The sequence below is a fragment of the Marinobacterium sp. xm-d-564 genome, assembly GCF_013283345.1.
GTDB lineage: Bacteria > Pseudomonadota > Gammaproteobacteria > Pseudomonadales > Balneatricaceae > Marinobacterium_E.
Genome location: NZ_WBYO01000006.1, coordinates 64497 through 88685 on the forward strand (window position 1 = coordinate 64497; position 24189 = coordinate 88685).

At 49.7% G+C, this 24189-nt stretch carries 23 protein-coding genes; 16 read left to right on the forward strand and 7 right to left on the reverse strand.

Features of this window, described 5'->3' with window-relative positions:
• From murU to dnaB, 12 genes are all read left to right on the forward strand, one after another.
• On the forward strand, window positions 1–678 hold the full coding sequence (gene murU / locus XMD564_RS07845; protein ID WP_217363707.1) for an N-acetylmuramate alpha-1-phosphate uridylyltransferase MurU: 678 nt from the start codon (window positions 1–3) through the stop codon (window positions 676–678).
• A complete protein-coding gene (gene djlA, locus XMD564_RS07850; RefSeq protein WP_173488683.1) occupies window positions 678–1484 on the forward strand; it encodes a co-chaperone DjlA in 807 nt (268 codons plus the stop codon). The genes murU and djlA overlap by 1 nt, the downstream gene beginning before the upstream one ends.
• A 91-nt stretch (window positions 1485–1575) precedes the next feature.
• Complete coding sequence (gene rpe, locus XMD564_RS07855) at window positions 1576–2247, forward strand: ribulose-phosphate 3-epimerase (RefSeq protein ID WP_173483045.1); 672 nt, start codon at window positions 1576–1578, stop codon at window positions 2245–2247.
• Window positions 2244–2924: a phosphoglycolate phosphatase gene (locus tag XMD564_RS07860; RefSeq protein WP_173508103.1), complete on the forward strand. Its 681-nt coding sequence runs from the start codon at window positions 2244–2246 to the stop codon at window positions 2922–2924. Before rpe ends, XMD564_RS07860 begins: the two co-directional genes overlap by 4 nt.
• A gap of 38 nt (window positions 2925–2962) precedes the next feature.
• The gene (locus XMD564_RS07865) at window positions 2963–3949 is read left to right on the forward strand and encodes an AEC family transporter (protein ID WP_173494877.1); all 987 of its coding nucleotides are present in this window, start codon (window positions 2963–2965) and stop codon (window positions 3947–3949) included.
• Between the two features lie 140 nt (window positions 3950–4089).
• Window positions 4090–5115: an anthranilate phosphoribosyltransferase gene (gene trpD, locus XMD564_RS07870; protein ID WP_173481236.1), complete on the forward strand. Its 1026-nt coding sequence runs from the start codon at window positions 4090–4092 to the stop codon at window positions 5113–5115.
• On the forward strand, window positions 5115–5924 hold the full coding sequence (trpC, locus tag XMD564_RS07875) for an indole-3-glycerol phosphate synthase TrpC (protein WP_173488681.1): 810 nt from the start codon (window positions 5115–5117) through the stop codon (window positions 5922–5924). Before trpD ends, trpC begins: the two co-directional genes overlap by 1 nt.
• Window positions 5925–5936: 12 nt before the next feature.
• A complete protein-coding gene (locus tag XMD564_RS07880) occupies window positions 5937–6341 on the forward strand; it encodes an OsmC family protein (protein ID WP_173481234.1) in 405 nt (134 codons plus the stop codon).
• A gap of 144 nt (window positions 6342–6485) precedes the next feature.
• Complete coding sequence (gene rpsF / locus XMD564_RS07885; protein WP_173481233.1) at window positions 6486–6893, forward strand: 30S ribosomal protein S6; 408 nt, start codon at window positions 6486–6488, stop codon at window positions 6891–6893.
• Between the two features lie 20 nt (window positions 6894–6913).
• Entirely contained in the window at window positions 6914–7144 is a 231-nt protein-coding gene (gene rpsR, locus XMD564_RS07890) for a 30S ribosomal protein S18 (RefSeq protein ID WP_173481232.1), read from the forward strand.
• A gap of 87 nt (window positions 7145–7231) precedes the next feature.
• Window positions 7232–7678 carry a 50S ribosomal protein L9 gene (gene rplI / locus XMD564_RS07895; RefSeq protein ID WP_173481231.1) on the forward strand — a complete coding sequence of 149 codons (447 nt, stop codon included), beginning with the start codon at window positions 7232–7234 and terminating at the stop codon, window positions 7676–7678.
• A gap of 103 nt (window positions 7679–7781) precedes the next feature.
• Window positions 7782–10649 carry a replicative DNA helicase gene (gene dnaB, locus XMD564_RS07900; protein ID WP_173483039.1) on the forward strand — a complete coding sequence of 956 codons (2868 nt, stop codon included), beginning with the start codon at window positions 7782–7784 and terminating at the stop codon, window positions 10647–10649.
• A 132-nt stretch (window positions 10650–10781) separates the two neighbouring features.
• Here the strand turns inward: dnaB and XMD564_RS07905 are convergent, their stop codons facing one another.
• Together XMD564_RS07905 and XMD564_RS07910 are read right to left on the reverse strand one after the other, a co-directional pair.
• Complete coding sequence (locus tag XMD564_RS07905) at window positions 10782–11381, reverse strand: glutathione S-transferase family protein (RefSeq protein ID WP_173483038.1); 600 nt, start codon at window positions 11379–11381, stop codon at window positions 10782–10784.
• Window positions 11382–11383: 2 nt separating this feature from the next.
• A complete protein-coding gene (locus tag XMD564_RS07910; RefSeq protein ID WP_173508104.1) occupies window positions 11384–11815 on the reverse strand; it encodes a thioesterase family protein in 432 nt (143 codons plus the stop codon).
• Between the two features lie 88 nt (window positions 11816–11903).
• Between XMD564_RS07910 and XMD564_RS07915 the strand changes: the two genes are divergently transcribed.
• Both XMD564_RS07915 and XMD564_RS07920 read left to right on the forward strand, forming a co-directional pair.
• Entirely contained in the window at window positions 11904–13070 is a 1167-nt protein-coding gene (locus tag XMD564_RS07915) for an MFS transporter (protein ID WP_173508105.1), read from the forward strand.
• 150 nt (window positions 13071–13220) lie between these two features.
• Window positions 13221–16376, forward strand: a complete 3156-nt coding sequence (locus XMD564_RS07920; protein WP_173508106.1) for a PAS domain-containing sensor histidine kinase — start codon at window positions 13221–13223, stop codon at window positions 16374–16376.
• Between the two features lie 69 nt (window positions 16377–16445).
• Here the strand turns inward: XMD564_RS07920 and XMD564_RS07925 are convergent, their stop codons facing one another.
• From XMD564_RS07925 to XMD564_RS07945, 5 genes are read right to left on the reverse strand one after another with little or no spacing between them, the layout of a single operon-like run.
• Complete coding sequence (locus XMD564_RS07925) at window positions 16446–17324, reverse strand: amidohydrolase family protein (RefSeq protein WP_173481225.1); 879 nt, start codon at window positions 17322–17324, stop codon at window positions 16446–16448.
• Between the two features lie 11 nt (window positions 17325–17335).
• Complete coding sequence (locus XMD564_RS07930) at window positions 17336–19186, reverse strand: feruloyl-CoA synthase (protein ID WP_173508107.1); 1851 nt, start codon at window positions 19184–19186, stop codon at window positions 17336–17338.
• A 32-nt stretch (window positions 19187–19218) separates the two neighbouring features.
• A complete protein-coding gene (locus XMD564_RS07935) occupies window positions 19219–20991 on the reverse strand; it encodes an acyl-CoA dehydrogenase (RefSeq protein WP_173484361.1) in 1773 nt (590 codons plus the stop codon).
• 24 nt (window positions 20992–21015) lie between these two features.
• Entirely contained in the window at window positions 21016–21783 is a 768-nt protein-coding gene (locus XMD564_RS07940; RefSeq protein WP_173481222.1) for a 3-hydroxyacyl-CoA dehydrogenase, read from the reverse strand.
• A gap of 16 nt (window positions 21784–21799) precedes the next feature.
• Window positions 21800–22570: a crotonase/enoyl-CoA hydratase family protein gene (locus XMD564_RS07945; RefSeq protein WP_173481221.1), complete on the reverse strand. Its 771-nt coding sequence runs from the start codon at window positions 22568–22570 to the stop codon at window positions 21800–21802.
• Window positions 22571–22777: 207 nt separating this feature from the next.
• Between XMD564_RS07945 and XMD564_RS07950 the strand changes: the two genes are divergently transcribed.
• Entirely contained in the window at window positions 22778–23248 is a 471-nt protein-coding gene (locus XMD564_RS07950; RefSeq protein ID WP_173481220.1) for a MarR family winged helix-turn-helix transcriptional regulator, read from the forward strand.
• Between the two features lie 4 nt (window positions 23249–23252).
• Entirely contained in the window at window positions 23253–24152 is a 900-nt protein-coding gene (locus XMD564_RS07955; protein WP_173508108.1) for a helix-turn-helix domain-containing protein, read from the forward strand.
• The last annotated feature ends 37 nt before the right edge of the window (window positions 24153–24189 follow it).

Genomic DNA, 24189 nt, shown 5'->3' on the forward strand with positions numbered 1-24189 from the left:
ATGATTTTAGCGGCGGGCTTGGGAACTAGAATGCGCCCGCTGACACTAACAACCCCCAAGCCTTTGATACCGGCTTTGGGAAAGCCTTTGATTGTTTATCAGATCGAAAATCTGGTTCGCGCGGGCATCACTGATATTGTGATTAATCACGCTTGGCTCGGTGATCAGATTGAGCGAACACTGGGCAGTGGCGAGCAGTTTCGTTGCTCATTGCGATATTCAGCTGAGCAGGAGCCTCTTGAGACGGCAGGTGGTATTCGTAAAGCTCTGCCGATGCTCAAATCAGAAGATTCAGATCAGCCTTTTATTTTGGTCAATGGGGATGTCTATCTCTCCCAAGAGTACTCAGATCTGGATTTAACTCTGGATTCAGACGACCTGGCTAAACTCTGGTTGGTTGATAATCCAAGCTGGCACAGCGATGGCGACTTTGCCCTGTCTGATCAGCGAGTCTCACTTCAGGGTGACGAAAAGCTGACTTTTGCGGGTGTGAGTCTGTTACGACCTTCACAGTTTGATGAGTTGGCGCTTAACGAAAAAGCGGCATTAGCGCCGCTTTTACGCAGAATGATAGAGCAGTCTAAAGTGGCCGGTGCTAAGCTAGGCGGATATTGGAATGATGTGGGTACGGTGGATCGCCTTGCCGATGTTGAAACCTTTTTGAAAGAGGCGGGTTGATGAATCCTCAAGCCATAGGCGAACAAATTTTTCGATACCGTACCGGTGTAGTCTTAGGTGCACTGGTAGGCCTGTTTACCGGTGGTATCTGGGGTCTGATTTTTGGTGGTTTTTTAGGCTTTCAGTTAGAGCGTGGCATTCGTTCAGCTAAGCAGATGGCACCACAGTTAATCTTCTTTCGAGCGACCTTTGCCGTCATGGGGCGTATCGCAAAAGCGGATGGGCGAGTAACCGAGGATGAGATCGCATACGCCCGCTCCGTGATGGATCGAATGCAGCTCGATGAGTCCAAGCGCCGAGAGGCGATAGAGTACTTTACCGAGGGTAAGTCCCCAGACTTTGATCTGGATCCACTGTTGCGCCCACTTGCTGCAGTCTTTAGACATCGTAATGACCTGCGCATGATCTTTTTTGAATTGCAGATGGCAGCGGCTTTTGCCGATGGTGAAATCAGCGATGCCGAGCGTTTGGTGATTGTCGATATCTGTCAGCGACTGGGTCTTAAACGCGATGCCATTGATGCTCTGATTCGTCGAATGCAGGCGCAAAGCAGTTTTCATCAGCACTGGCAGGGTGGTGCACCGACTCAGCAGCGTATCGATGAGGCCTATGGTGTACTCGGTGTCGATGCCAGTGCCACTGATGCACAGGTAAAAAGGGCTTGGCGTAAGCTGATGAGTCAGCACCACCCTGATAAGCTGGTCTCAAAAGGTTTGCCAGAAGAGATGATGCAGCTGGCTAAAGAGAAGGCACAAGAGATCCAGGCGGCCTATGACCTGATTCGAGAGGTCCGCAAAGCCAGTTAACGGCCCATTAAAAGAGTCTTCAGTTTTTCTTTCTGTTGTCTCTTTTAGCACTGACTTAAAATGAACCCAATTAAACAGCTAGGTTAGACCCATGAAAGATTTTTTGATTGCCCCTTCGATATTGTCAGCGGATTTTGCTCGTTTAGGTGAAGAGGTTGAAAACGTATTGGAAGCAGGCGCCGATATTGTCCACTTCGATGTGATGGATAATCACTACGTTCCTAACCTAACCATTGGCCCAATGGTCTGTAAGGCACTGGTTAACCATGGCATTAAAGCGCCAATTGATGTGCATCTGATGGTTAAACCTGTCGATCGTCTTATCGGTGACTTCATTGATGCTGGCGCCAGCTACATCACCTTCCACCCTGAAGCGTCTGAGCATATCGATCGCTCACTGCAGATGGTGCGTGACGGGGGGTGTAAATCTGGCCTGGTGTTTAACCCAGCGACGCCGCTGCACTACCTTGATCATGTCATGGATAAAGTCGACATGATTCTTCTAATGTCGGTGAACCCGGGTTTTGGTGGTCAGAAGTTCATTCCAGGAACGCTGGATAAATTGCGCGAAGCACGTCGTCGTATTGATGAGTCTGGTTTGGATATCCGACTGGAGATAGACGGTGGTGTAACGACCAGTAATATTGCAGAGATCGCTAAAGCGGGTGCCGATACATTCGTTGCAGGCTCTGCGATCTTCAATACCGATGACTACAAAGCGACCATCGACACTATGCGTGCGGAGCTAGCTACCACGCGATGAGACTCTTTGCCGATCAAGCACCCAAACTCATCATGTTGGATCTGGATGGTACTCTAGTCGATTCCGTTCCAGATCTTACCGTCGCGGTCGATCAGATGTTAAAAGCCGTTGGCAAACCCGAGGCGGGTGATGCCAAAATTCGAACCTGGGTCGGTAATGGTGCACATGCGCTGGTTGCTAGAGCGCTGTCGGATGCCATGGACTATCCCGCTGATCTTCAAGAGACACCTGAGTATCAGCAGGCTTATCAGTTGTTTCTTAACTACTACGAAGCCTCTAATGGCGTGACGGCTTGTACCTATCCTGGGGTTAAAGAGGCGTTGGCGCGTTGGAGCCAAAAAGGCATTAAGCTGGCGGTCGTTACTAATAAGCCTATGCAGTTCACCACTCCATTAATTGAAGGGGTGGGCATTGCTCATCTGTTTGATTTTGTCAGTGGTGGCGACTCGCTACCTAAACGTAAGCCCGAACCTGATCAGTTACTGGATATCATGGCTAAAGCGGGTGTGAGTGCCGACGAATCCCTCATGGTGGGTGACTCTTCCAATGACATTAATGCCGCTCATGCTGCCGGCGTAGCCGCTCTGGCAGTGCCTTACGGATACAATCATGGGCTCCCTATTGAAGAGTGCAACCCAGATCAAGTAGTCGAGTCACTGGACTCTTTTCACCACTAATTGGCTATTAACTTTCAAGGATTGATGGTTAGCGCTTTATGGATAAGCTCTCCTTTTCGCTGTTCATTATTTTTGCTGGTCTGGGCAGTGGCTACCTGCTGCGCAGAGTCGTTGAAGCGTCTTTTATTAGGCTCCCTTTTGCGTTAACAACACTCAGTCGTGTGACGCGTGATTTAGGTATCATGGTGATGATACCCATCGCCTTTCTATTAGCGATCTGGGTGCTCGAGTTTACCGATACGACTCTGCTGGCACTGCCTTTGATCTGCCTATTTGCTTTGATAGTCGGCGGTCTGTTGGGGTATGGCTTAGGGCTATTGAATAAACAGGATCGTCCCGGTCGCGCTGTGATGGGCTTAACCACCAGCTTCACCAATATTGGTGCCATGGGATCCTTGGTGGTCTACCTCTTCTTGGGCGAGGCGGGCTTTGCGTTGGTCACCCTCTATCGACTGTTTGAGGAGATCTTCTATTTTCTGGTGGGGTATCCGGTCGCGCAGTGGGTTTCAGGTAAAGGGAGTGAGGGGCTGACTCGTTTTCAGCGACTCATTAAGGTGATTAAGCAGCCATTTCTTATCGCCATTTTAACGGCGTTTAGCCTTGGGTTTCTGTTTAACCTCAGCGGAATAGACCGCCCTCTATTTCTAGACAGTGCGAATGATTGGGTCATTCCGATCGGGACCTTCAGTATGCTGGTGTCGGTCGGCTTGGGATTGAAAGTGACCAGTATCGCGCGCTACGCCAAATATTCACTGCAAGTGGCCATTACCCGCGTCACTCTGGTACCGCTGTTGACCCTCTCTATGGCCTGGTTGGTTGGATTGGGCGAATACGCCGGTGGCTTGGCGCTCGGCGTCGTGTTGATATTGAGCTCCATGCCCCCTGCGGTCAACTCAGTGGTGGCCAGCGCCTATTACGATTTGGATGTTGATCTGGCTAACTCAAATTGGATTGTCTCGACGCTTTCGATGGCGTTGGTGGTTCCTTGGCTCTACTTCGCTCTGCATTTAATGCAATTGGTCTAGGATCGCCTAAAGGCTAAGGATTTTCTTCTAAAGAGGTTGCGAACCCGATTGGGATTGGGCATCGTACAGCATCACCAAAAGATAACAGTGATTGTTATAACAGTTGCGCGTGCGCTGCGAGCACGAAGAAAGGAAATACCATGGATATTAAAGAGGCATTAGCCTTAGTTGTTGCGGGGCATCACCTATCGCGTGATGAGATGACCGCGGCTATGCGCCAGATCATGACAGGTGAGGCGACCGACGCACAGATTGGTGCTTTTCTAACAGCGCTTCGCATTAAAGGCGAAACGGTAGAAGAGATTACCGCAGCAGCCGATGTTATGCGCTCTCTAGCAGTGCCGGTGAGCGTCACAGACCCTCAAGCGGTGGATATTGTCGGTACAGGCGGTGATGGTTCAAACCTGTTTAATGTCTCTTCTGCGACCTCGTTTGTTGTCGCAGCTGCGGGCGGTACTGTAGCAAAGCATGGTAATCGTTCGGTCTCTTCAAAATCAGGTGCTGCAGATCTTCTTGAGGCGGCGGGGATTCACTTGGCGCTGAACCCAGAGCAGGTGGCTCGCTGTATTGATGAGGTGGGAGTCGGCTTTATGTTTGCGCCTCAGCATCACAGTGCGATGAAGCATGCCATCGGTCCTCGTCGTGAGTTGGCGATGCGCACGCTGTTTAATGTTTTGGGTCCTCTGACCAACCCAGCGGGTGCCAAGCACTACCTCATGGGTGTGTTTGATGAGTCTCTATGTCGTCCTATGGCTGAGGCTTTGCGCAGCTTGGGTGCCGTGCACGCTTTGGTCGTTCACTCTAATGATGGTCTGGATGAGATCTCGCTTGCGACCACAACGCAGGTGGCAGAGCTGAAAAACGGTGAAGTGACTGAGTATGAAATTACCGCTGAAAGCGCCGGTTTGGAGGCGCAAACCTTAGAAGGTTTGCAGGTGGCTGATGCGAACGAAAGTCTTGCTCTGATTCGAGCAGCGATGAGTGGTGCCAACCCTAAAGCAGCCGATATGGTAGCGCTGAATGCGGGTGCTGCACTCTACGCGGCAGACAAGGTTGAATCACTTAAAGCGGGTGTCCAGTTGGCGGTCGAGACGATCGCATCCGGTGCGGCGTTAGCGAAAATGGAAGAGCTGGCTCGTTTCAGTCAGGCGTTTAAGGAAGCCTAATGTCAAATATCCCAACGGTACTAACCCGAATTATTGATCGTAAATTTGAAGAGATTGCCGAGCGTTCAGAGCAGGTCTCTATCACTGATCTGAAAGCTCAAATTGAAGCGAACCGAGGCGGTGCCACTGATCCGCGCGGTTTCGTGAAATCGATGCGAAATGCATTGGCAGAAGGTCGCTCGGCCGTCATTGCTGAGATTAAAAAAGCGAGCCCCAGTAAAGGGGTGCTACGTGAACAGTTCCACCCAGCTGATATCGCGCAATCTTATGCCGTCGGCGGTGCAAGTTGTCTGTCGGTATTGACCGATGTTGATTTCTTTCAGGGGGCTACTGAGTACCTACAGCAGGCTCGTGCAGCCTGTTCGCTACCGGTCATTCGCAAAGACTTTATTGTCGATGAGTACCAGGTCTATGAAGCGCGTGCCATGGGTGCGGATTGTATACTGCTGATCGTCTCGGCGCTGGATGATGCCAAAATGAAAGAGCTCAACGACCTAGCTATATCGCTGGGTATGGATGTGCTAATCGAAGTGCACGATCGTGACGAGCTGCTCCGTTCTCTGCCGCTGGGCAACACCCTAGTGGGTATTAATAACCGTAACTTGCACACCTTTGACGTTAGCTTAGATGCCACCATACAGCTGTTGGCGGACATTCCTGATGATCGTATTGTAGTCACCGAGAGTGGTATTTTAGGGCCCGACGATGTGGCGCTAATGCGTCAGCATCAGGTTAACTCCTTCTTGGTGGGTGAGGCATTTATGCGTGCCGACGTGCCGGGTGAACGTCTGGCTGAGCTGTTTAAATAAAAGGATTTTATTATGCATGTTGAAGTGAGCTGGGAAGGGGAAGAGCGTTTTAAAGCGATTACCGACTCTAAGTTTGAAGCACATATTGATCGTGATTTAGAGACTGGGCCGCGTCCAATGGAGTACATCTTGGTTGGCTTAGGTGGCTGTGCCAGTGTTGATGTCATGAGCATTCTGAAAAAAGCGCGCCAGGATGTGGTTAGCTGTGTTGCCTCCATTGATGCTGAGCGAGCAGACGCTGTGCCTGCTGTCTTCACTAAGATCCATCTGACTTTTAAGGTGACTGGTCACAACCTCAAGCCGGCCGCGGTTGAACGTGCGGCTCGTTTGTCGGCTGAACAGTACTGTTCAGTCTCTAAGATGTTGGAAGGCGGTGGAGTCGAGATTACTCACAGCGTGGAGATCAACGACGTATAATCCCGCACTGGACTTGCAAAAGGGCGCGCAGATCAGTATGATCACGCGTCCTTTTTTATATCAACCTCCTTGCTTTTGGAAAGATCGGCTGTAAAGGGGCCGGTCACTGACGATCCAAAGGCTAATAAACCGTAAGGAGCTACAATGCGTCACTACGAAGTACTGTTCATGGTTCACCCGAACCAGAGCGAGCAAGTGCCTGCAATGATCGAGCGTTACACGACTCTGATCGAAGGCGATAACGGCAAGATCCACCGTCTAGAAGACTGGGGTCGTCGTCAATTGGCTTACTCAATTAACAATGTACACAAAGCACACTACGTTCTTATGAACATCGAAGCTACTCAAGCTGTAATGGACGAGCTAGAAAACTTGTTCCGCTACAACGATGCTGTGCTACGTAACATGGTTATTCGCACTAAAGAAGCGATCACAGAGCCATCTCCAATCAAAGCTGCTGAAGCACGTGAAGAGCGTAAGCCTCGTCGCGAAGAGCGTCCAGCGCCAGCTAAAACTGAAGAAACTGCTCCAGCAGCAGCTTCTGAAGAATAATTTAAGTAGGAGATATTCAGATGGCACGTTTTTTCCGTCGTCGTAAGTTCTGTCGTTTCACTGCAGAAGGCGTTACTGAGATCGATTACAAAGATCTAGACGTCCTAAAAGGTTACATCACTGAAACTGGCAAGATCGTACCTAGCCGTATCACTGGTACTAAAGCTAAGTACCAGCGTCAGCTAGCTACTGCTATCAAGCGCGCTCGCTACGTAGCACTTCTTCCATACACTGACGGTCACGACCGTTAATAGTGATTGATAGCTCTATAGCTATCTTTGGGTGATTGTTTAATTTTTTACTGCAGGTATACCTGCAGCCTAAATGAGGTTTGAGAGATGGAAGTTATCCTCCTCGAGAAGATCGGTAAACTAGGTGCACTAGGCGATAAAGTTAACGTTAAAGCTGGCTTTGGTCGTAACTACCTGATCCCACAAGGTAAAGCAGTTTCTGCAACTGCTGCCAACGTTGCACGCTTCGAAGAGCGTCGTGCTGAACTAGAAGCGGCTGCTGCTGAAGCACTTGCTGCTGCGACTGCACGCGGTGAAGCTCTAGAAGGCAAAGAAGTAACTATCACAGCTACTGCTGGTGATGAAGGTAAACTGTTCGGCTCTATCGGCGCACGTGACATCGCAGAAGCGATCACTGCGGCTGGTGCTGAAGTAGAGAAGAGCGAAGTTCGTCTTCCAAACGGTGTTCTACGTAACATTGGCGAATACGAAATCGTTGTTCAACTACACGCAGAAGTATCTGCTACAGTGAACCTTAAGATCGCTGCTGAGTAATCAGACGCTTTCTTAAAAAAAACCGCGCTTCGGCGCGGTTTTTTTATGCCTAAACAGGTATAGTTACTTGCTCTAATCATTTTATTTCTGCAGTAATTAGACCATGCTCGATTTCCAAGACGACGATCTTACACAGGCCAAAGTACCCCCTCACTCGATAGAGGCGGAGCAGTCGGTGCTGGGTGGCTTGATGCTCGACAACAACGCCTGGGACGTTGTGTCGGAAGTCTGTCTGGAACAGCACTTCTACACCGGTGGGCATCGCATGATGTTCCGCACCATGCAGAAGCTGATCGATCAAGGCCGTCCGATCGATGTTGTCACGCTTTCTGAAGAGCTGGACCGTACCGGTGAGCTGGAACGTGCTGGCGGGCTAGAGTATTTGGTTGATCTTGCGCGCAACACGCCAAGTACATCCAACATTCGAGCCTACTCAGAGATTGTCCGCGATCGTGCCTTACTGCGTCAGATGATTTCGGTCTCGACAGAGATCTCAGACGCCTCCTTCTTCCCAGATGGTCGTTCGGCCGATGAGGTCTTGAATGAGGCGGAATCTAAGATCTTTCAAATTGCAGAGAACCGTCCCAACCAGAGTGGCCCTCAATCGGTTAACCCGCTGCTTAAAGCGGCCGTTGAACGTATCGATGAACTGTTCAGTAATGGCGATGCACTCACCGGCCTAACGACTGGCTTTGATGACCTGGACGAGCGCACCGGTGGTCTGCAGCCGTCAGATCTGATCATCGTTGCCGCAAGGCCCTCGATGGGTAAGTGCATTGTTTCAGGTTCACGATTAGTCGACCCGAAAACGGGCTCACGATTAACGATCGATGAGATGGTTGCCGAACAATATGGTGCAGTTACTTCAGTTAATGATCAGTTTAAGTTAGTGGAAGCCCGTGCTTCACAATTTGTGGATGATGGCATTAAACCTGTATTTGAAGTCAAAACCGCACTCGGTCGCTCGATTAAAACAACGTTAACTCACCCATTTTTAACGGGTAAAGGGTGGAAAAAACTAGCCGATATATCCATTGGTGAAAAAATTGGTGTGCCAAGGGCGCTGCCAATTTTTGGCTCGACACCCTTGCCAGAGTATCAAGTTAAAGCCCTGGCTTATTTCTTGAGCGATGGCGGTACCACGCAAACTAACCCCATCTTTACTAATGTAAATAAAACCATTGTTGCTGACTTTAAACAGGCCGTTGAACAGTTTAATTCGGCTAAGGTGACTCGTACCAGTTACGATCATCGTGCGCCAAGCTACCGTGTTTCTGGGCGCTCTGAAAATACCAATCTAATGAGAGTTAGATTTGCAGCATATTTAGAAAACGCGATGCAAAGGTTTGGACTCTCAGGTAAAGCGTTAGCCAATAGATTATCACTCCAGCCGTCGACAATTAGTGCCTGGCGTAATGCCGTTTCTGTGCCAAATCCATTAGGTTACCAGTCCCTTTGTGATGTTTTTGGAAGTGAGTTCCAGCAGGAGACCTATGAGGTTTATGAGTCTGGTTCAACGTTAATTAACCCGGTGACAGTGTTCTTGAAAGAGCAGGGTGTTTGGGGTTGTTTAGCGCATGATAAGGTTATTCCAGAAGCAGTTTTTAGCTTGCCAAAAAGTCATTTGAAGCTCTTCCTAAATCGTATTTTTGCATGTGATGGTGGAGTCTCATTCAGTTCAACTGGGCAGATTCGGATTAGTTACAGCAGTGCCAGTGAATCCCTAGCGAGTGATATCCAACATTTGCTTTTGCGTTTTGGAATAGTTGCCAAGCTAAGAACTAAGACGCACCACAAGCGTGACCAGTTCGAAGTTGAGCTGATTTCGCGCGAATCGATAGAAACCTTTATCACTCAGATAGGAATGATTGGTAAAGAGGATCGTCTTGCAAATGCCAAAGCTGAGTTGTCATTAAAAAGATCTCACACAAACCGAGATGCACTGCCGGATTCAGTCAACGACTATATCCTTGAACTGAAAGGCGAGCAGAGCTGGCCAGATCTATTTGCACAGAAAGGGTTAGAGTGTCCGAATGGATTTAATCCACATTTACAGGGTGTAAGTAAGCGTTCGTTAAGTCGCCAAAAAGCTCGTTTTTATGCAGAGCTCTTTGATGATAGCTATCTGATGAGTCTCTCTAGTTCTGATCTATATTGGGATGAGATAGTTTCGATCGATTATGTTGGAAATGATCAGGTTTATGATTTAACCGTCCCTGAACTACACAACTTTGTCGCTGAAGATATTTGTGTCCATAACACCACCTTCGCTATGAACCTGGTGGAAAACGCCCTGATGGGGGACGATAAACCGGTTCTAGTCTTCAGCCTCGAGATGCCTGCCGCTCAGTTGATGACGCGTATGTTGTCATCGCTTGGTCGTATCAACCAGACGCGTGTGCGAAACGGTCAATTGGAAGATGATGATTGGCCTAAGCTGACAGCGGCCGTCAACATGTTGAAGAACAAGCCCCTGTATATCGACGATCAGCCGGGTATCAGCCCTAACGAGATGCGTACCCGTGCCCGTCGTATTGTGCGTGAGCATGGTGAGATCGGCATGATCATGGTCGACTACCTGCAGTTGATGCAGATTAAGACCGGTAAGAGCGAAGGGCGTACCGCCGAGATCTCAGAGATCTCCCGCTCGTTGAAAGCGCTAGCCAAAGAGATGAACTGTCCGGTTGTCGCACTGTCGCAGCTTAACCGATCTCTGGAGCAGCGCCCTAACAAACGCCCAGTGAACTCCGACCTCCGTGAATCCGGTGCGATCGAGCAGGATGCCGACGTCATCATGTTCATCTATCGTGATGAGGTTTATAACGAAGATTCGCCAGAGAAAGGGGTAGCTGAGATCATTATTGGTAAGCAGCGTAACGGCCCGATCGGTACTACTCGACTAGCCTTTATCGGCAAGTACACCCGTTTCGAAAACCTTGCACACAGCTACGAATACCCACCGGACGAGTAATGTTCTGATCGGAAAGTGACTGGCTTTAGCCTGTCATCTGCCGTTGCAGCCTTTTCCAGAGATTCACTGTTTGTAGTGAGCGGATGACAGGCTGAAGCCAGTCACCAAGACCTTGGGAGCTCGCTGACACCGTCAATAAAACTCGGTCAGATGAAACGGCTCAGATGCTTTTAACGGCTTACACCACTCTACCAGTTTCGCTCTTTCGGTCGCGTTCATTTCTGGAAAGCGAAACTCTAAGTATTCAAGCGCACACAGTAATAGTATCTGGCCCATTCCAGGCGTGGCTCCAACGACTCTTGGCGGGTGTTCAGCGAGCTCATCTAACAGGCGTTCAATGGCTCGTAATCGACGAGTAGGTAGTACGCTGTTACGGTTCTCGTCAGTCGCCAGTGATTTGTTAAAGAGCATCATCCAGACGGTTGCATCGAGTAAACCGATGGCTCTGCCTGCCAGCGACATCTCTTGAATGGCTTGAGCATTGGGAAAAAGCGGAGGGTTGGGTGCGCGGCGCTCCAAGTACTGCATGATCAGCAGGGTTTCGGTCAGGGTAGTGCCATCATCCAGAATCAGCGTGGGGACTTTGACACTGGGGTTGGCCTGAACCAGTTCAGGAGTGTTTGATGCGGGATCAACCCAAACCATGCTGCACTCTGAGTCTAGCCCTTTAAGCATGATCGCGATGCGCACCGCCCGTGCATAGGGCGAGGTATGTGAGAGCATTAACTGCATGGCTAAGCCTCTTTCAACAAATTAGCCCGAAACGCCTCTGGTAATCCCACCACTTTGCGTGCGTCATAATTAAAGAAGACGATGCCAGTTTTTACGTGGGCTATCTCAACGGCTGTGGCTCTGTTAGTCATCAGATAGAAGATGTCGCAGCCATACTTGTTGAAGTCCCCGACCGTGATGTCGATCTGAATTTGGTCACCATGGAAGCCTTCCGCTTTGTAGACAATGGCGCTGTCGGTCATGATGATGCCTAACCCCTCCACGTCCAACTCTGTATACCCGTACTGTCGCAAAAAACGGGTACGTGACTCGTGTACAAAACTCAGCACACTGTCGTTACTTAGATGGTTTGCGTAGTTGATATCGCTTATACGAACATCCATTACCGTTGAAAATAGGTAGTTATCGGGCATATCAATTTTTATACGTGCCATGGGCTGTAAATCCTTCTTGTAACACTAATCCCTATATGAGAACTTAGCCTGTTATCGCACACAGCACTAGTGCTTTTAAGGAAATCTTATGTCTTCTGCTTCAACCAATGTAAAACTCTACCCCGTTGCGCAAGCACTAGGGGCGTCGACTCCGCCAATCATCATCTCGTTGGGCGGTCTGGTCAGCCTCTCTCTTAATGCACCGCAAGACCTGATCACCATGCCGGTGTTTCTGTTCAATTTAGGGGTTGCGCTTAGTACTTTGCCGGCGGCCTTTATGATGCGTCAGTTCGGTCGAAAAGCCGCTTATCTGTTTGCCGCCATGGTCTGCGTATTGGCAGGAATTGTGGCAGGGACGTCAATCATCAATCAGTCGTTTATCTGGTTCTGTAGCGGCACCTTCTTGGCGGGTTTCTACGCAGCGCATGTTCAGAGCTACCGATTTGCCATTACCGAAGGGGTGGCGAGTGAAGAGCAGGGTAAGGCGATATCACGCGTTATGATTGGTGGTCTAGCCGCTGCGATTATTGGTCCACAGGTCGTTGTCTGGACCGAAGGGGCACTAGAAGCGCAATATGCTGGTAGCTTCCTGTCGATGTCAGTGCTGGGTGTGTTGGCCATTATACTGCTGACTCAGCTTAAACCGGTGGAGTCCGGCTCTAAAGCGAAGTCGGGTGGCTCAAAGTTGGAAGCGCTGGCGCTGCTTAAGCGCCCCGCCTATCTGACAGCGGTTGCTGCCGGTGTGGTCTCCTATGGCCTAATGGCCTTTGTCATGACCGCTGCACCGATCGCCATGGTCTCGCACGGTCACGAGGTACATCAAGCGGCGCTGGGAATTCAGTGGCACGTGTTGGCGATGTTCGCGCCGAGCTTCTTTACCGGGAAATTAATGGCTAAGTATGGCAAAGCGCGTATCACAGCCATAGGGCTTCTACTCATTGCGCTCTCTGGATTAATTGCGCTGTTTGGCTTGGAGCTGACCCACTTCTGGGGTTCGTTGATTCTGTTGGGTATCGGTTGGAACTTTGGCTTCATTGGTGCGACGGCGTTGGTGGCGCAAAGTGTTCCGGAAGAGGATAAGAGTGTTGCCCAAGGTTTAAACGACTTTTTGATCTTCTCCATTGTGGCGGTCGGCTCGTTTATGTCCGGTTTGCTGCTCAACTCGACCAGTTGGCAGGTACTTAATCTGGTGATCTTCCCGACTGTTGCGTTGGCGCTTGGTTTGATGCTGTTTAATCAAAAGCGTTCTAGTTGAGGATAAGTTGGCCTGAAAATTGCTTAGCTCTATTTAGGGCTTTATTAAGCTATTTTAGCTCCATCTGTCTTAAATGAGCCTTGTTATTTTGCAAATTCTCTCTATGTATTTGCAATTTGCAACGCAAAATAGTTAAAAGTTGGTTGATATATGAACAGTGCTTCAAAAACGATTTATGACAAGTTAGCGATTAAAGTCGCCTTTTTTATGGTGTTGCTATCGCTGCCAGCACTTGTGCTGAGCCTGTGGGGCGCTATCGCTATTGATGGTGCGTTCGGGCCAGTGATGGCCCAGGGTGTCTTGTTCATCTGTTTGATCATCGCGTCGCTGCGTTCTATTCCGCTGCGTTATCAGCACCGACTAATGATTTCGATCCTGGTTATCTTTATAGCGGGTGCAGTGGCAACGCTTCGTTATTCAAACCCAACGGTCGGTTATACCTACAGCCTGATCATCACACTGTTGATGTGTATGTTGCTTCCTCGTTTTGCGGTCTTTGCTCTCTTGGCTTGTATTAATGCTTTGGTAGGCGCTGTTGCCGTTTTGATCTTTGATCTGTCAGTGGTTCGAGTGCTGCTTCAGTTCGTCACCTTTACCGGGTTGACGATCATTGGGCTTGAGGTGTTGTTTCAACTGTTAAGTCAACATATGAACTCTAATAAATGGATTGAAGAGGAAAGTGCTCGACAAAAGGTGGTCTCATCTGAGGCTAACATCGGTTTTTTTGAATACGGTCTGGAAACCGGGCTTTTAAAAGGGGATGCCGTCAATTCATCTCGATTCGGTCTGTCGAAGTCTGATGCCCCGATAGTGTTTAGCGACTATACGCACTGCTTTCCAGAGGAGAGTCTGGCAGCTATTAGTGAAGTTTTTGATAAACTAGTCAAAGGTCCGGTAGGCACTCATACGAATTTTGTTCACGATATGCGTATCCAGCCAAGTGGAGTGTTGTGTCATTTTAAAGTGGTCGGTCAGTCCATAGAACGTAAGGGTGAAAAGCTATTTATCGGTGTTTCAATTGATATTACTGAAGAGGTTCAGTTCTCCAAAGAGGCCGAAGACTTAACCGATCAAATCAATCTTGTTTCAAATGTTGCTGGCGTTGGGCTTATCGAATTTTTCCCAGATACTCGCACCTTTAAGTGTAATTCTGAGGTATCGGCGCGTTTAGGGGTTGAACACTCAGAGTCAGAGCGTGACATAGAGCTATTCTATGCTCACCAAACGGAAGAGGTTCGCGCAACCTTCAAAACGCCCCGTGAAGTCTTAGCGAAGTCACCGAATGGCGAACTGCAGGCCTTTGTGCATCCATTTTACCTTGCTAATGGTGATCTTCATTACATGCGCGTTTCACGCATCAAGCGGGAGCTGAACGGTCGCACAAGTTTCTTAGGCCTTTCGCTGGATATAACCGATGAGGTGCAGGCCAAAGAGCAAGCAGAGAGACAGGCGGAACAGTTAAACCTGCTAGCGATGAGTGGCGAGGTCGCCTACTTCGAGGTGGATCTTGAGCGCGGTCTGATAGACGCTAATGCACTTCTGAAACAGCGCGCCGGACTGCCAGCGGATGCGCCGGCGTTTCCGATGGCTGAGATAGTCGCCAGTATCCCAGCCGATGCTCGCCCTGAATTTGAAAGCAATGTGCAGCGAGCTATAGAGGCGGGTCTAGGTGGAGTAACCACCTTCGAACACCCCTACTACAAAGATGATGGTGAATTGATCCATGTGCGCGTCACTGCCACCACACAGATGCGAGAAGGTCGTCTACATGCGCTCGGTGCCTCGGTTGAGATAACTGAGGCAGTGCGAGCTAAGCAGCAGGCCGAGAAACAGGCGGAACAGCTTAAGCTGATTACCGATCAAGGCAAGATTGGTCTTTATGAGTTTGACCTCGAAAACGGCGTTATGCATGCGAACTCGGTATTGTGCGAACGTTTTGGGGTTGATCCCGAAGTCGGTGAGATCTCACAAGAGCGAATGCTTGAAGGCCTCACGGAGGATTCAAGGCCTGGTGCGCTAGAGCATATAGAACGGGGTAAAACCGCACCTGAAGGATACTTTGCAACGTCGACGGTTGATCATATCTTTAGCGATGGCTCCGTTCATAAGATTCGTATCTTCGAGAAGCTTGAGCGTCGTCAGGGTCGTCCATTTTATGTGGGGGCCTCAGTGGATGTTACGGACGAGGTAGAGGCCCGTGAGCAAGCTGAAACTGCAATGTCCAAGCTCGCCCAAGAACAGGATCGCCAGGCCCAGATGTACGCCGTAATTGGCCATGAATTGCGCACCCCTGCGGCCAGTCTGCAGATGATGCTCGATGATCTTGAAGAGGGAGAGACGCTGGATAAAGCCCTTGTCGAAAGCAATATTGAGCATCTGTTGGGTGTAATCGATACTTTGCGAGCTGTGGCACAGCCAGAACGTATGGCGAAAGCCGCGTTTAAAGATGTTGTGATAGATGAAATGCTCACGGCTCAGGTTGCAAACCTATCGGCTCTTGCAGAGCGATCGGGTGTCGAACTTACCGCGGACTTATCGAATTTAACCAGTGAATCGGTTCATATCCAATCCACGTTGCTCAGACAGGTCATAGCGAACCTCATTAAAAACGCCATCATTCACTCGGGTGGGGATAAGGTTCAACTCCATGCTAGTGGCGAACTAAAAGGGAATCACACCAAGGCGTTGACGATTCGAATCTCAGATAACGGTAAGGGTATTTCTGACTCTAAAATAGATACTCTGTTTGAGGCATATCAACGCGGTGACACTAACGCAGAGGGAACTGGCTTGGGTCTGTTTGTCTGCAAAGAGATAGTGGCTTTGATGGGCGGGGATCTTCATTATGAAACCTCTGAACAGGGCGGCGCTGAATTTGTGATCGAGTTAGTGGTCAATCTATCCAAACAGACTAGTGAAACTCCAGTGCCGATCGATAATCCACTGGAGGGTAAGCGAGTCTTGATGGCAGAGGATAATAACGTCATCCAGATGCTAACCGCCAAGATGTTGAAAAAGCAGGGCGCTAGTGTGGTTGTTAACAGCGATGGCCAACAGGCCCTAGACGCCTATGCCGAGGGTGCTTTTGATCTGGTGTTGTCTGATATCTTTATGCCGGAACTGGATGGCTACGGTCTAGTGAAAGGGCTGCGTGAGAGAGGCTATACTGGCCCCATTGTCGGTCTGACGGCAGCCACCATCGGCGCAGAGACCGATCTTATGTTAGAGGCCGGCGCTGATATCGTGATCTCTAAACCGATCGAACTGGCTAAACTCCAAGCCTTCTTGATTGAGTATGACAAATAAGCAGTGCAGTAAGTGAGTTCAGACAATAAAAAACGGGCCCTAGAGGCCCGTTTTTGTCAGTTTGAAAGGTTATTTCAAACCGAGAATGCGTGCAGCGTTCTCTTTCATGATCAGAGGTTTTACCTCCTCTTTAACGTCGAGTTTTTCGAAGTCAGCAATCCAGCGATCAGGTGTGATGACAGGCCAGTCAGAACCAAACAGCATCTTCTTCTTAAGCATACTGTTCATGTACTGCAGCAGGATTGGTGAGAAGTACTTCGGAGACCAACCAGATAGATCCATGTAGACGTTTGGCTTGTGTGTCAGTACTGACAGCTGCTCTTCCTGCCATGGGAAGGCTGGGTGTGCCATAACGATGGTCATGTCTGGGAAGTCTGCAGCAACATCGTCAAGGTAGATCGGCTGTGAGTACTTAAGACGCATGTTCATGCCACCAGGTGCACCCGCACCCACACCGGTCTGGCCGGTGTGGAATAGGGCGATAGCACCCTCTTCAGCAATCGCTTCGTATAGAACGTACGCTGAGCGATCGTTCGGGTAGAAGCCCTGCATGGTTGGGTGGAACTTAAAGCCTTTCACACCAAACTCACGTACAAGGCGGCGCGCTTCACGAGCACCTAAGCGGCCCTTAGCTGGGTCAATAGAGGCGAACGGGATGAGGATGTCATCATTCTCAGCACAGATGCGTGCTACCTCTTCGTTTTCGTAACGCTTAAAGCCGGTATTACGCTCTGCGTCGACAGGGAAGATAACCGATGCGATCTTGCGCTCACGGAAGTAAGCCGCTGTCTCATCGGGTGATGGCATCATGTTGTGGCCAGCGGGGTTCTTGAAGTACTTCGCAAAGGCTTCTTGGAACTCAAAGTAGCCATCATCACGATCACAAGAGCAGGGCTCTTCCGCGTGTGTGTGGAAGTCGATGGCGATGATTTCGTCTAGATTAATCATTCTCTATCCCCTTAAAGTGAGATCACGTGGTCATCGGGTGACTCAACGTATAGTGATTCCATTATATCAGCACGGCGAGCCATGACAGCGCGCTGGTTGATTGAGCCTTTATCAGTGATCTCGTTACCATCAATCGATGGCAGTTCAGACAGTACTGTGATGCGTTTAACACGTGTTGAACTACCGGTACTGGTGCCCGCCATCTGCTCAAGACGTTCAGCCATCACCTCTTTAACGTGAGGTTGAGCAACCAATGTTTCGTTGTCCATCTCTTTGCCACCAGGAACCAGCGCCTGAAGGTGAGCCCAGTCTGGGAAGATCATCGCTGCAATGTAACCACGGTCACGACCACAAATTACCGCATCTTGCACGTAAGGTGCGAAGTGGTGGATCAGTGAAGCACGCAGTGTGCCTACGCTGACCCAAGTACCGGTATCGAGTTTAAAGTCTTCAGAGACACGGCCATCAAACAGAAGGCCGCGGTTAGGTTCGTTCGCGTCGATCCATTTAACCGCATCGCCTAGACAGTAGAAGCCCTCTTCATCGAACGCTTTCTTAGTCTGCTCTTCGTTACGCCAGTATCCTGGAGTAATGGTAACCGCTTTAACGCGAATCTCAGTCTTGTCACCGTTTGGAAGCAATTTAAGTGTAATGCCTGGGGCTGGGCTGCCGACAACGCCTGAAGCGGACTCTTCAACGGATGCGAACAGGACAGACGGTGCCGTCTCAGTGGCGCCAAGGCCGGTCACCATTGGAACCTTCTTACCTGTGTGTTCAACCGAAAGTTCGTCAAGCTGATCCCAGACGTGCTGAGCTAAGCCAGCACCGGCGAAGAAGAACATCTTCAAGTTTTTGAACAGCGATTTAGCGATATCAGGGTTCGCTTTTAGCTCTTTCGCCATCAACTCGTAGCCTTTAGGCACGTTGAAGTAGATGGTTGGTGAGATCTCTTTTAGATTCTCCATAGTGTGGTGAATCATCTTCGGTACCGGTTTACCTTCATCAATATAGAAGGTACCACCGTTGTAGATCGCCATTCCGATGTTCTGGTTACCACCAAAGGTGTGGTTCCATGGTAGCCAATCCAGAATAACGGGCTTCTCATCTTTCAGGAATGCGTAGACCGAACGCACCATCTCTTGGTTTGCACAGATCATCTGCTGAGTGTTGATCACCGCTTTTGGCATGCCGGTTGAACCGGAAGTCCATAAGAACTTTGCGATCGCATCACCAGTTAGAGCGGCGTGTGTTGCGTCAGCTTCTGCTGAAGCTTCGCAATTGAGCGCCAGGTCAAGGTGGGTCACATCATAGCTTAAGCCATCCGTTGCGTGGTCTGCTGAACAGGTCAGTACTGGTGCTTTATCGATGTTAACCGCGTCAATGGCATCACGGTAAGGACCTAGGTTATCGGTAAAGATAAGACCCGGTGTCAGTGTGTCAAAGACGTGACGCAGTTTGCCGTAGTCGCTCGAGATTAACGAATATGCAGTCGAGATGGGTGAGAAAGGTACACCGATGTACATCGACGCTAGAGCAACCAATAGGTGTTCTGTCGAGTTGCCTGACAGGATAACCACTGGGCGATCGTTGCTCAGGTTTTGCGACAGCATCCAGCTGGCAATTGAACGTACACGCTCAAGTGTCTGTGCGAAGGTGAGTGATTCCCACTCACCATTTTCACCGCGCTGGCTGATCAGTACAGTGTCTGGTGTCTCTTTAGCCCAGTGAACCAGTTTATCGGTTAGCTTAACTGGGTAATCAGCCAATGGCTCTGCACTGGTGACGTATTGCACGCCTTCGGCAGCGTTCTCTATCGTCACGCCGAAGTCCTTGATATTTACTGAATGAAATTCTGCAGTCATTTTTATCTCCTGATGCCTAATGCATCTAAGCGTTAAGCATCAAATTTGTAGTCCGCAATCCCGTCAGCTGCGGAATTGAAGTTAGCCACTTTTGCATACACCTGAGGTAACTGGTGCGCATTGTAGAACTTGGCTAGCGCAATCATGTTGCCAAAGAACTCTGGATCGTTGCTCTGTTCAGCAGTTGCTTTCAATGCAATCTCGCCAAGTTGCCATGCTGTCAGTAAGAAGCCCAGTGCATCCAGCATTGGGACTGCGCCAGCATTCAGTTGCAGTAGATCAGCCTCTTCAGCCAGCAGGGCAGGGAGGGTGTCACGAACGGCTGCGGTTGCTGCGGTAAGGTCCTGGCCCAGTTTGGCAAGATCCGTGTTTGTAGTGAGCTCATTAGCGACAGCATCGATCTCTTCAAGTAACTGAGTCAGTGCTACACCCTTATCCATACGAATCTTACGGAACAGCAAGTCGCTGCCTTGAACACCAGTAGTGCCTTCGTAAATGGTCGTGATGCGAGCATCACGCATAAACTGTGCAATGCCCGTCTCTTCAACAAAGCCCATGCCGCCAAATACCTGAATGCCGGTGCCGGTCATTAGGTTGGCCTGTTCAGTCGCGAAGGCTTTAAAGATAGGAGTGAGTAGTGCAATACGCGACTCTGCTGCAGCTTTTTCAGCTTCGTCCGTTGCGTGTTCTGATTGATCGAACAGTGCCGCGATTAGGTAACCTAACGCGCGCTGACCAGTCGCAAATGACTTCATGGTCATTAACATACGCGCAACATCGGGGTGCTGTGCGATGGCTACGCGACGCTCACCAGTAGCAAAGTGACGACCCTGTGGACGTTCAAGTGCATATTCACACGCCTGCTGATATGCGATTTGAGAAAGAGCTACACCCTGTACACCGACAGATAGGCGAGCTTCGTTCATCAGAATGAACATTGCCATCAAGCCTTTGTTCTCTGGACCGACTAATTCGCCGAAACAGTTGTCCTTGTCACCGTAGCTCATTGAACAGGTCGGGCTACCGTGTAGACCGGTTTTGTGTTCGATGCCGGTACAGACAACGTCGTTAAATTCACCCAGTGAACCATCGTCATTAATACGGTAAGTGGGTACAGCAAATAGAGAGATGCCACGGCTACCTTCAGGCGCATCCGGTGTGCGAGCTAGAACAAAGTGAACCTTGTTCTCAGTCATGTCGTGCTCACCGTAGGTGATGTAGATCTTTTGACCTTTAATTAGGTATTGGCCGTTATCCTGAGGAATCGCTTTGGTTTTGAGCTCACCCAAGTCAGTACCAGCGCTAGGCTCAGTTAAAGCCATGGCAGCAGTCCATTCGCCGGTGATGAACTTCTCGATGTAACGCGCTTTCTGCTCTTCCGTGCCGAACTTCATTAGGATTTCACTACAGCCCTGAATGACTGCGTGGAACATGACAAACGAAAGGTTAGCGCTATGCCACATCTCGTTAACAGGCTGCGCGATGAATTTAGGCAGCTCCTGACCACCGAAATCCATAGGTAGGGCTAGGCCCATCCAGCCGTCTGCTGCGAACTGATCGAACGCCTCTTTCCAACCGGTAGGTGTGAAGACTTTGCCATCTTCAAAGCGACAACCTTCGTTGTCACCCACAGCATTCATTGGCGAAAGCGATTTTCCAGCCAGTTCACTGGCCGCTTCTAGAATGGCTGCCACAGTATCGGCATCGAAATCAGCCAAAGCTTCATTGGCGTTCAGACCGGTATTTTCAACAGCGTTCTGAACCAAAAACTGCATCTCTTTTAGCGGAGCTTGATAGTCACTCATCGTTAACTGACCTCTGCTTAATGATTATTTGGCGGCCATGCGGATCGCACCATCAAGGCGGATCACTTCACCGTTTAACATCTGGTTTTCGATGATCTGCTGTGCAAGCATTGCAAACTCATCTGGATTACCAAGACGTGAAGGGAAAGGTACAGATGCCCCAAGCGCTGCCTGAACCTCTTCAGGTAGTTCGTCCATCAGCGGTGTGCGGAATAGACCTGGAGCAACCGTCATGATGCGGATGCCAAGTTTCGCTAGTTCACGCGCTAGTGGTAGTGTCATTGCTGCTACACCGGCTTTAGATGCAGAGTAAGCCGCCTGACCAATCTGACCATCAAATGCAGCAACCGATGCCGTGTTGACAATCACACCGCGCTCGCCAGAATCACCTGGTTCGTTGTTCTGCATGACGTTCGCAGCCAAACGTGCAATGTTGAATGTACCGACTAGGTTGATGTTTACAATGCGCTGGAAGCTCGCAAGGTCGTGTGGGCCATCACGGCCAACCAGACGTTTAGCACCGCCAACACCAGCACAGTGAACAACCCCTGAGAGTGCACCAAACTTAGCTGTTGCTGCTTCAATACACGCGCTTACAGAAGCTTCATCAGAGACGTCAGTTTTACAAAAGATCGCCGAGTCGCCCAAATCGGCTGCAACACGGTTGCCGCCTGCTTCATTGATATCTGCGATACATACCTTGCCACCCATCGCACTTAGACGACGTGCCACTGCTTCACCAAGGCCTGAGCCAGCGCCAGTCACTAGAAATAGTTTATCTGCAATCTGCATAGTGAACTCCGGCCGCTTACTGCTGTGGCTGTTTTTTACGGTTTAGGAACTTCTCTAGACGAGCAACAACGTCTGGGTGAGTCTGTGTAATACCGCAAAGTAGAGACTCAGTGTACATGCCGTCGTCATGAGACATGCTGTCGATGTGACGAAGGCCTGTTGTCATAGCCCAGTTTGAGTAGGGTGAGTTGGTGGCAATGTGTGCTGCTAGCTCTTTTGCTTTCTCCAGTGACTGGCCATTTTCAACAACGTAGTGTGATAGGCCTAGGCGGTAGCCCTCCTCAGCGTCGACATCACGACCCGTTAGCATCATCTCAGTCATGCGGCCGGCACCGATAACGCGTGCAACGTTACGTGATGCACCACCACCCACGAAGATACCGTGGCGGCCTTCTGGTAGGCGGTAGTAAGTGCCTTTTTCAGAAACACGAACGTGTGCACAGGTTGCTAGCTCAAGGCCACCACCGATAACAGCACCCTGCATAGCGGCAATTACTGGAAGGCCTGAGTTTTGAATATGTCCAAAGGTGCGGTGCCACATGTTTGAGTGCTTAACAACATCTAGGCCTTGGCGTGCTTTGTGTTCCGCAAGATCAAGACCTGAACAGAACTCTGGGCCAGCACCCGAGAAAATCACGACACGTACATCTTCAGGCATGGTGATAAATACCTGTTCGATCTCAAGACACAGTTCGTCGTTGATCGCGTTTTTCTTCTCAGGACGGTTAAGGTGTAGGTGGCCGATGCCGTCTTCAACAGTGAACTGGATGTAAGTGTAGTTGCTCATAAGAAGCCTCATTTTGTTTGGGTGCTATGAAGCACAGTGTCTGTCTGATATTTGTTTATCATATAAACAATTAAAGGGTTCAGCAATATGCTTTGGTCTAAAACTGTTTAGTAACTAAACAATTTTAATTTAAGTACAAAGTGTGTTTACAATATCCCTATCTTTTTAAGTGCTTTATAGCTGCTGTATTAGTGTTAAGGGTAAAGAATGGCGAGTCGTTCAAAACGTAAAAATGAATTAGATGTGGATCTTGGCCTATTGGGGAGCTCCCTGGGTTACCACCTGCGTCGTGCTCAGCTTGCTGCCTTTAATGGGTTTTCCAAAGGTTGTGCTGAGTTAGGCATCAGTCCAGGTCTGTTTTCAGTGTTGGAAATTGTTTACCGCAACCCTGGCCTGACGCAGACCGCAGTGGCGAATACCCTTGGTACTGACCGTTCGGCTATGGTCGCAGCGATCGATAAGCTAGAAAAAATGAATCTGCTAGAGCGTTGTGCTGCCGAGAATGACAGACGATCCTATGCGCTCAGAATGACTGAGCATGGCAACGAGTGGTACCAAGCGGCAGAGAAGAAGGTGCAGGCTAACGAAGAGGCCTTCTATGAGCCGTTACAAGATTCAGAGCGCGAACTACTGGTCGATATGCTGACTCGTTTATCGAATCGAGCTGAGGCTCAGTAAAAGCATGACCGCCTCAACGAGCATGAACCCTATTCCCCAGTTTGGGCTCTACGGTGAATCTAATATCGATGATCCGGTGTTTGTGCATGTTGAGAACATCGCGAGCCGCAGTCGTGATAATGGTTGGTCGATCCAACCACACCGACATGGACGGATGTTCCAAATCATTTTTGTCTTTGATGGCATGGCTGAAGTGACCATCGATGATCAAAAACAGTCTCTCACAGGCCCCTTTGCGATTTCATTGCCAGCCGGCGTTGTACACGGCTTTCGATTCTCGCCCGAAACTGAGGGTGTCGTGCTGACATTGGCAGAACCGCTGTTGACCAACGAGTCCTATGAGCGTTGTGAACCCTATTTTGGTTCCCTGTTTGCTGGTGCATCGGTGATCTCTTTGGTGGGCCAGGAGCGTATTGTCCAGGAGATTCAAGGCTATATAGGAATGATCGAGCGGGAACTGGCCTCTGTCGATATGGGGCATTCTCTGGTTTCAGAGTGGTTAGCCCGAGCGACGTTGATGCAGCTGCGTCGTTTGCTAGTGACTGATGCCGACAGCGCACCATCACTTCAAGCCGCCAAACCGGTAATAAGATACCGGAAGCTGATCGAACAACACCTTTATGACCACCTGTCGGTAGAGCAGTATGCGTCGTTTATCGGTATCTCTGCTGATCATCTTAACCGCCTCTGTAAACAGGAGGTGGGTAAAACCGCCAAGGCGATGGTGCAAGAGCGATTGCTGTTGGAAGCCAAGCGCCGTCTGGTGTTCACCCGTGGTAGTGTCGAAGAGTTAGCCTTTGATCTGGGCTTTAAAGATCCTGCCTACTTCTCGCGTTTCTTCAAGAAACTCACTGATCAAACCCCTGCTGTCTACCGTAGTTCTCATAACTACGACTCTAATTAAGATCGGAAAAGTACTATTAATGATCGTTAATGGCCCT

Bases quoted from the DNA above. Each gene is read 5' to 3' on its own strand.
- XMD564_RS07920 (WP_173508106.1), top strand. From the start codon at position 13,221: ATGAACAGTGCTTCAAAAACGATTTATGACAAGTTAGCGATTAAAGTC.
- XMD564_RS07865 (WP_173494877.1), top strand. From the start codon at position 2,963: ATGGATAAGCTCTCCTTTTCGCTGTTCATTATTTTTGCTGGTCTGGGC.
- murU (WP_217363707.1), top strand. From the start codon at position 1: ATGATTTTAGCGGCGGGCTTGGGAACTAGAATGCGCCCGCTGACACTA.
- XMD564_RS07860 (WP_173508103.1), top strand. From the start codon at position 2,244: ATGAGACTCTTTGCCGATCAAGCACCCAAACTCATCATGTTGGATCTG.
- XMD564_RS07950 (WP_173481220.1), top strand. From the start codon at position 22,778: ATGGCGAGTCGTTCAAAACGTAAAAATGAATTAGATGTGGATCTTGGC.
- XMD564_RS07955 (WP_173508108.1), top strand. From the start codon at position 23,253: ATGACCGCCTCAACGAGCATGAACCCTATTCCCCAGTTTGGGCTCTAC.
- trpC (WP_173488681.1), top strand. From the start codon at position 5,115: ATGTCAAATATCCCAACGGTACTAACCCGAATTATTGATCGTAAATTT.
- XMD564_RS07935 (WP_173484361.1), bottom strand. From the start codon at position 20,991: ATGAGTGACTATCAAGCTCCGCTAAAAGAGATGCAGTTTTTGGTTCAG.
- XMD564_RS07925 (WP_173481225.1), bottom strand. From the start codon at position 17,324: ATGATTAATCTAGACGAAATCATCGCCATCGACTTCCACACACACGCG.
- XMD564_RS07945 (WP_173481221.1), bottom strand. From the start codon at position 22,570: ATGAGCAACTACACTTACATCCAGTTCACTGTTGAAGACGGCATCGGC.
- dnaB (WP_173483039.1), top strand. From the start codon at position 7,782: ATGCTCGATTTCCAAGACGACGATCTTACACAGGCCAAAGTACCCCCT.
- rpsF (WP_173481233.1), top strand. From the start codon at position 6,486: ATGCGTCACTACGAAGTACTGTTCATGGTTCACCCGAACCAGAGCGAG.
- XMD564_RS07910 (WP_173508104.1), bottom strand. From the start codon at position 11,815: ATGGCACGTATAAAAATTGATATGCCCGATAACTACCTATTTTCAACG.
- XMD564_RS07915 (WP_173508105.1), top strand. From the start codon at position 11,904: ATGTCTTCTGCTTCAACCAATGTAAAACTCTACCCCGTTGCGCAAGCA.
- trpD (WP_173481236.1), top strand. From the start codon at position 4,090: ATGGATATTAAAGAGGCATTAGCCTTAGTTGTTGCGGGGCATCACCTA.
- XMD564_RS07880 (WP_173481234.1), top strand. From the start codon at position 5,937: ATGCATGTTGAAGTGAGCTGGGAAGGGGAAGAGCGTTTTAAAGCGATT.
- djlA (WP_173488683.1), top strand. From the start codon at position 678: ATGAATCCTCAAGCCATAGGCGAACAAATTTTTCGATACCGTACCGGT.
- XMD564_RS07940 (WP_173481222.1), bottom strand. From the start codon at position 21,783: ATGCAGATTGCAGATAAACTATTTCTAGTGACTGGCGCTGGCTCAGGC.
- XMD564_RS07905 (WP_173483038.1), bottom strand. From the start codon at position 11,381: ATGCAGTTAATGCTCTCACATACCTCGCCCTATGCACGGGCGGTGCGC.
- rpe (WP_173483045.1), top strand. From the start codon at position 1,576: ATGAAAGATTTTTTGATTGCCCCTTCGATATTGTCAGCGGATTTTGCT.
- rplI (WP_173481231.1), top strand. From the start codon at position 7,232: ATGGAAGTTATCCTCCTCGAGAAGATCGGTAAACTAGGTGCACTAGGC.
- XMD564_RS07930 (WP_173508107.1), bottom strand. From the start codon at position 19,186: ATGACTGCAGAATTTCATTCAGTAAATATCAAGGACTTCGGCGTGACG.
- rpsR (WP_173481232.1), top strand. From the start codon at position 6,914: ATGGCACGTTTTTTCCGTCGTCGTAAGTTCTGTCGTTTCACTGCAGAA.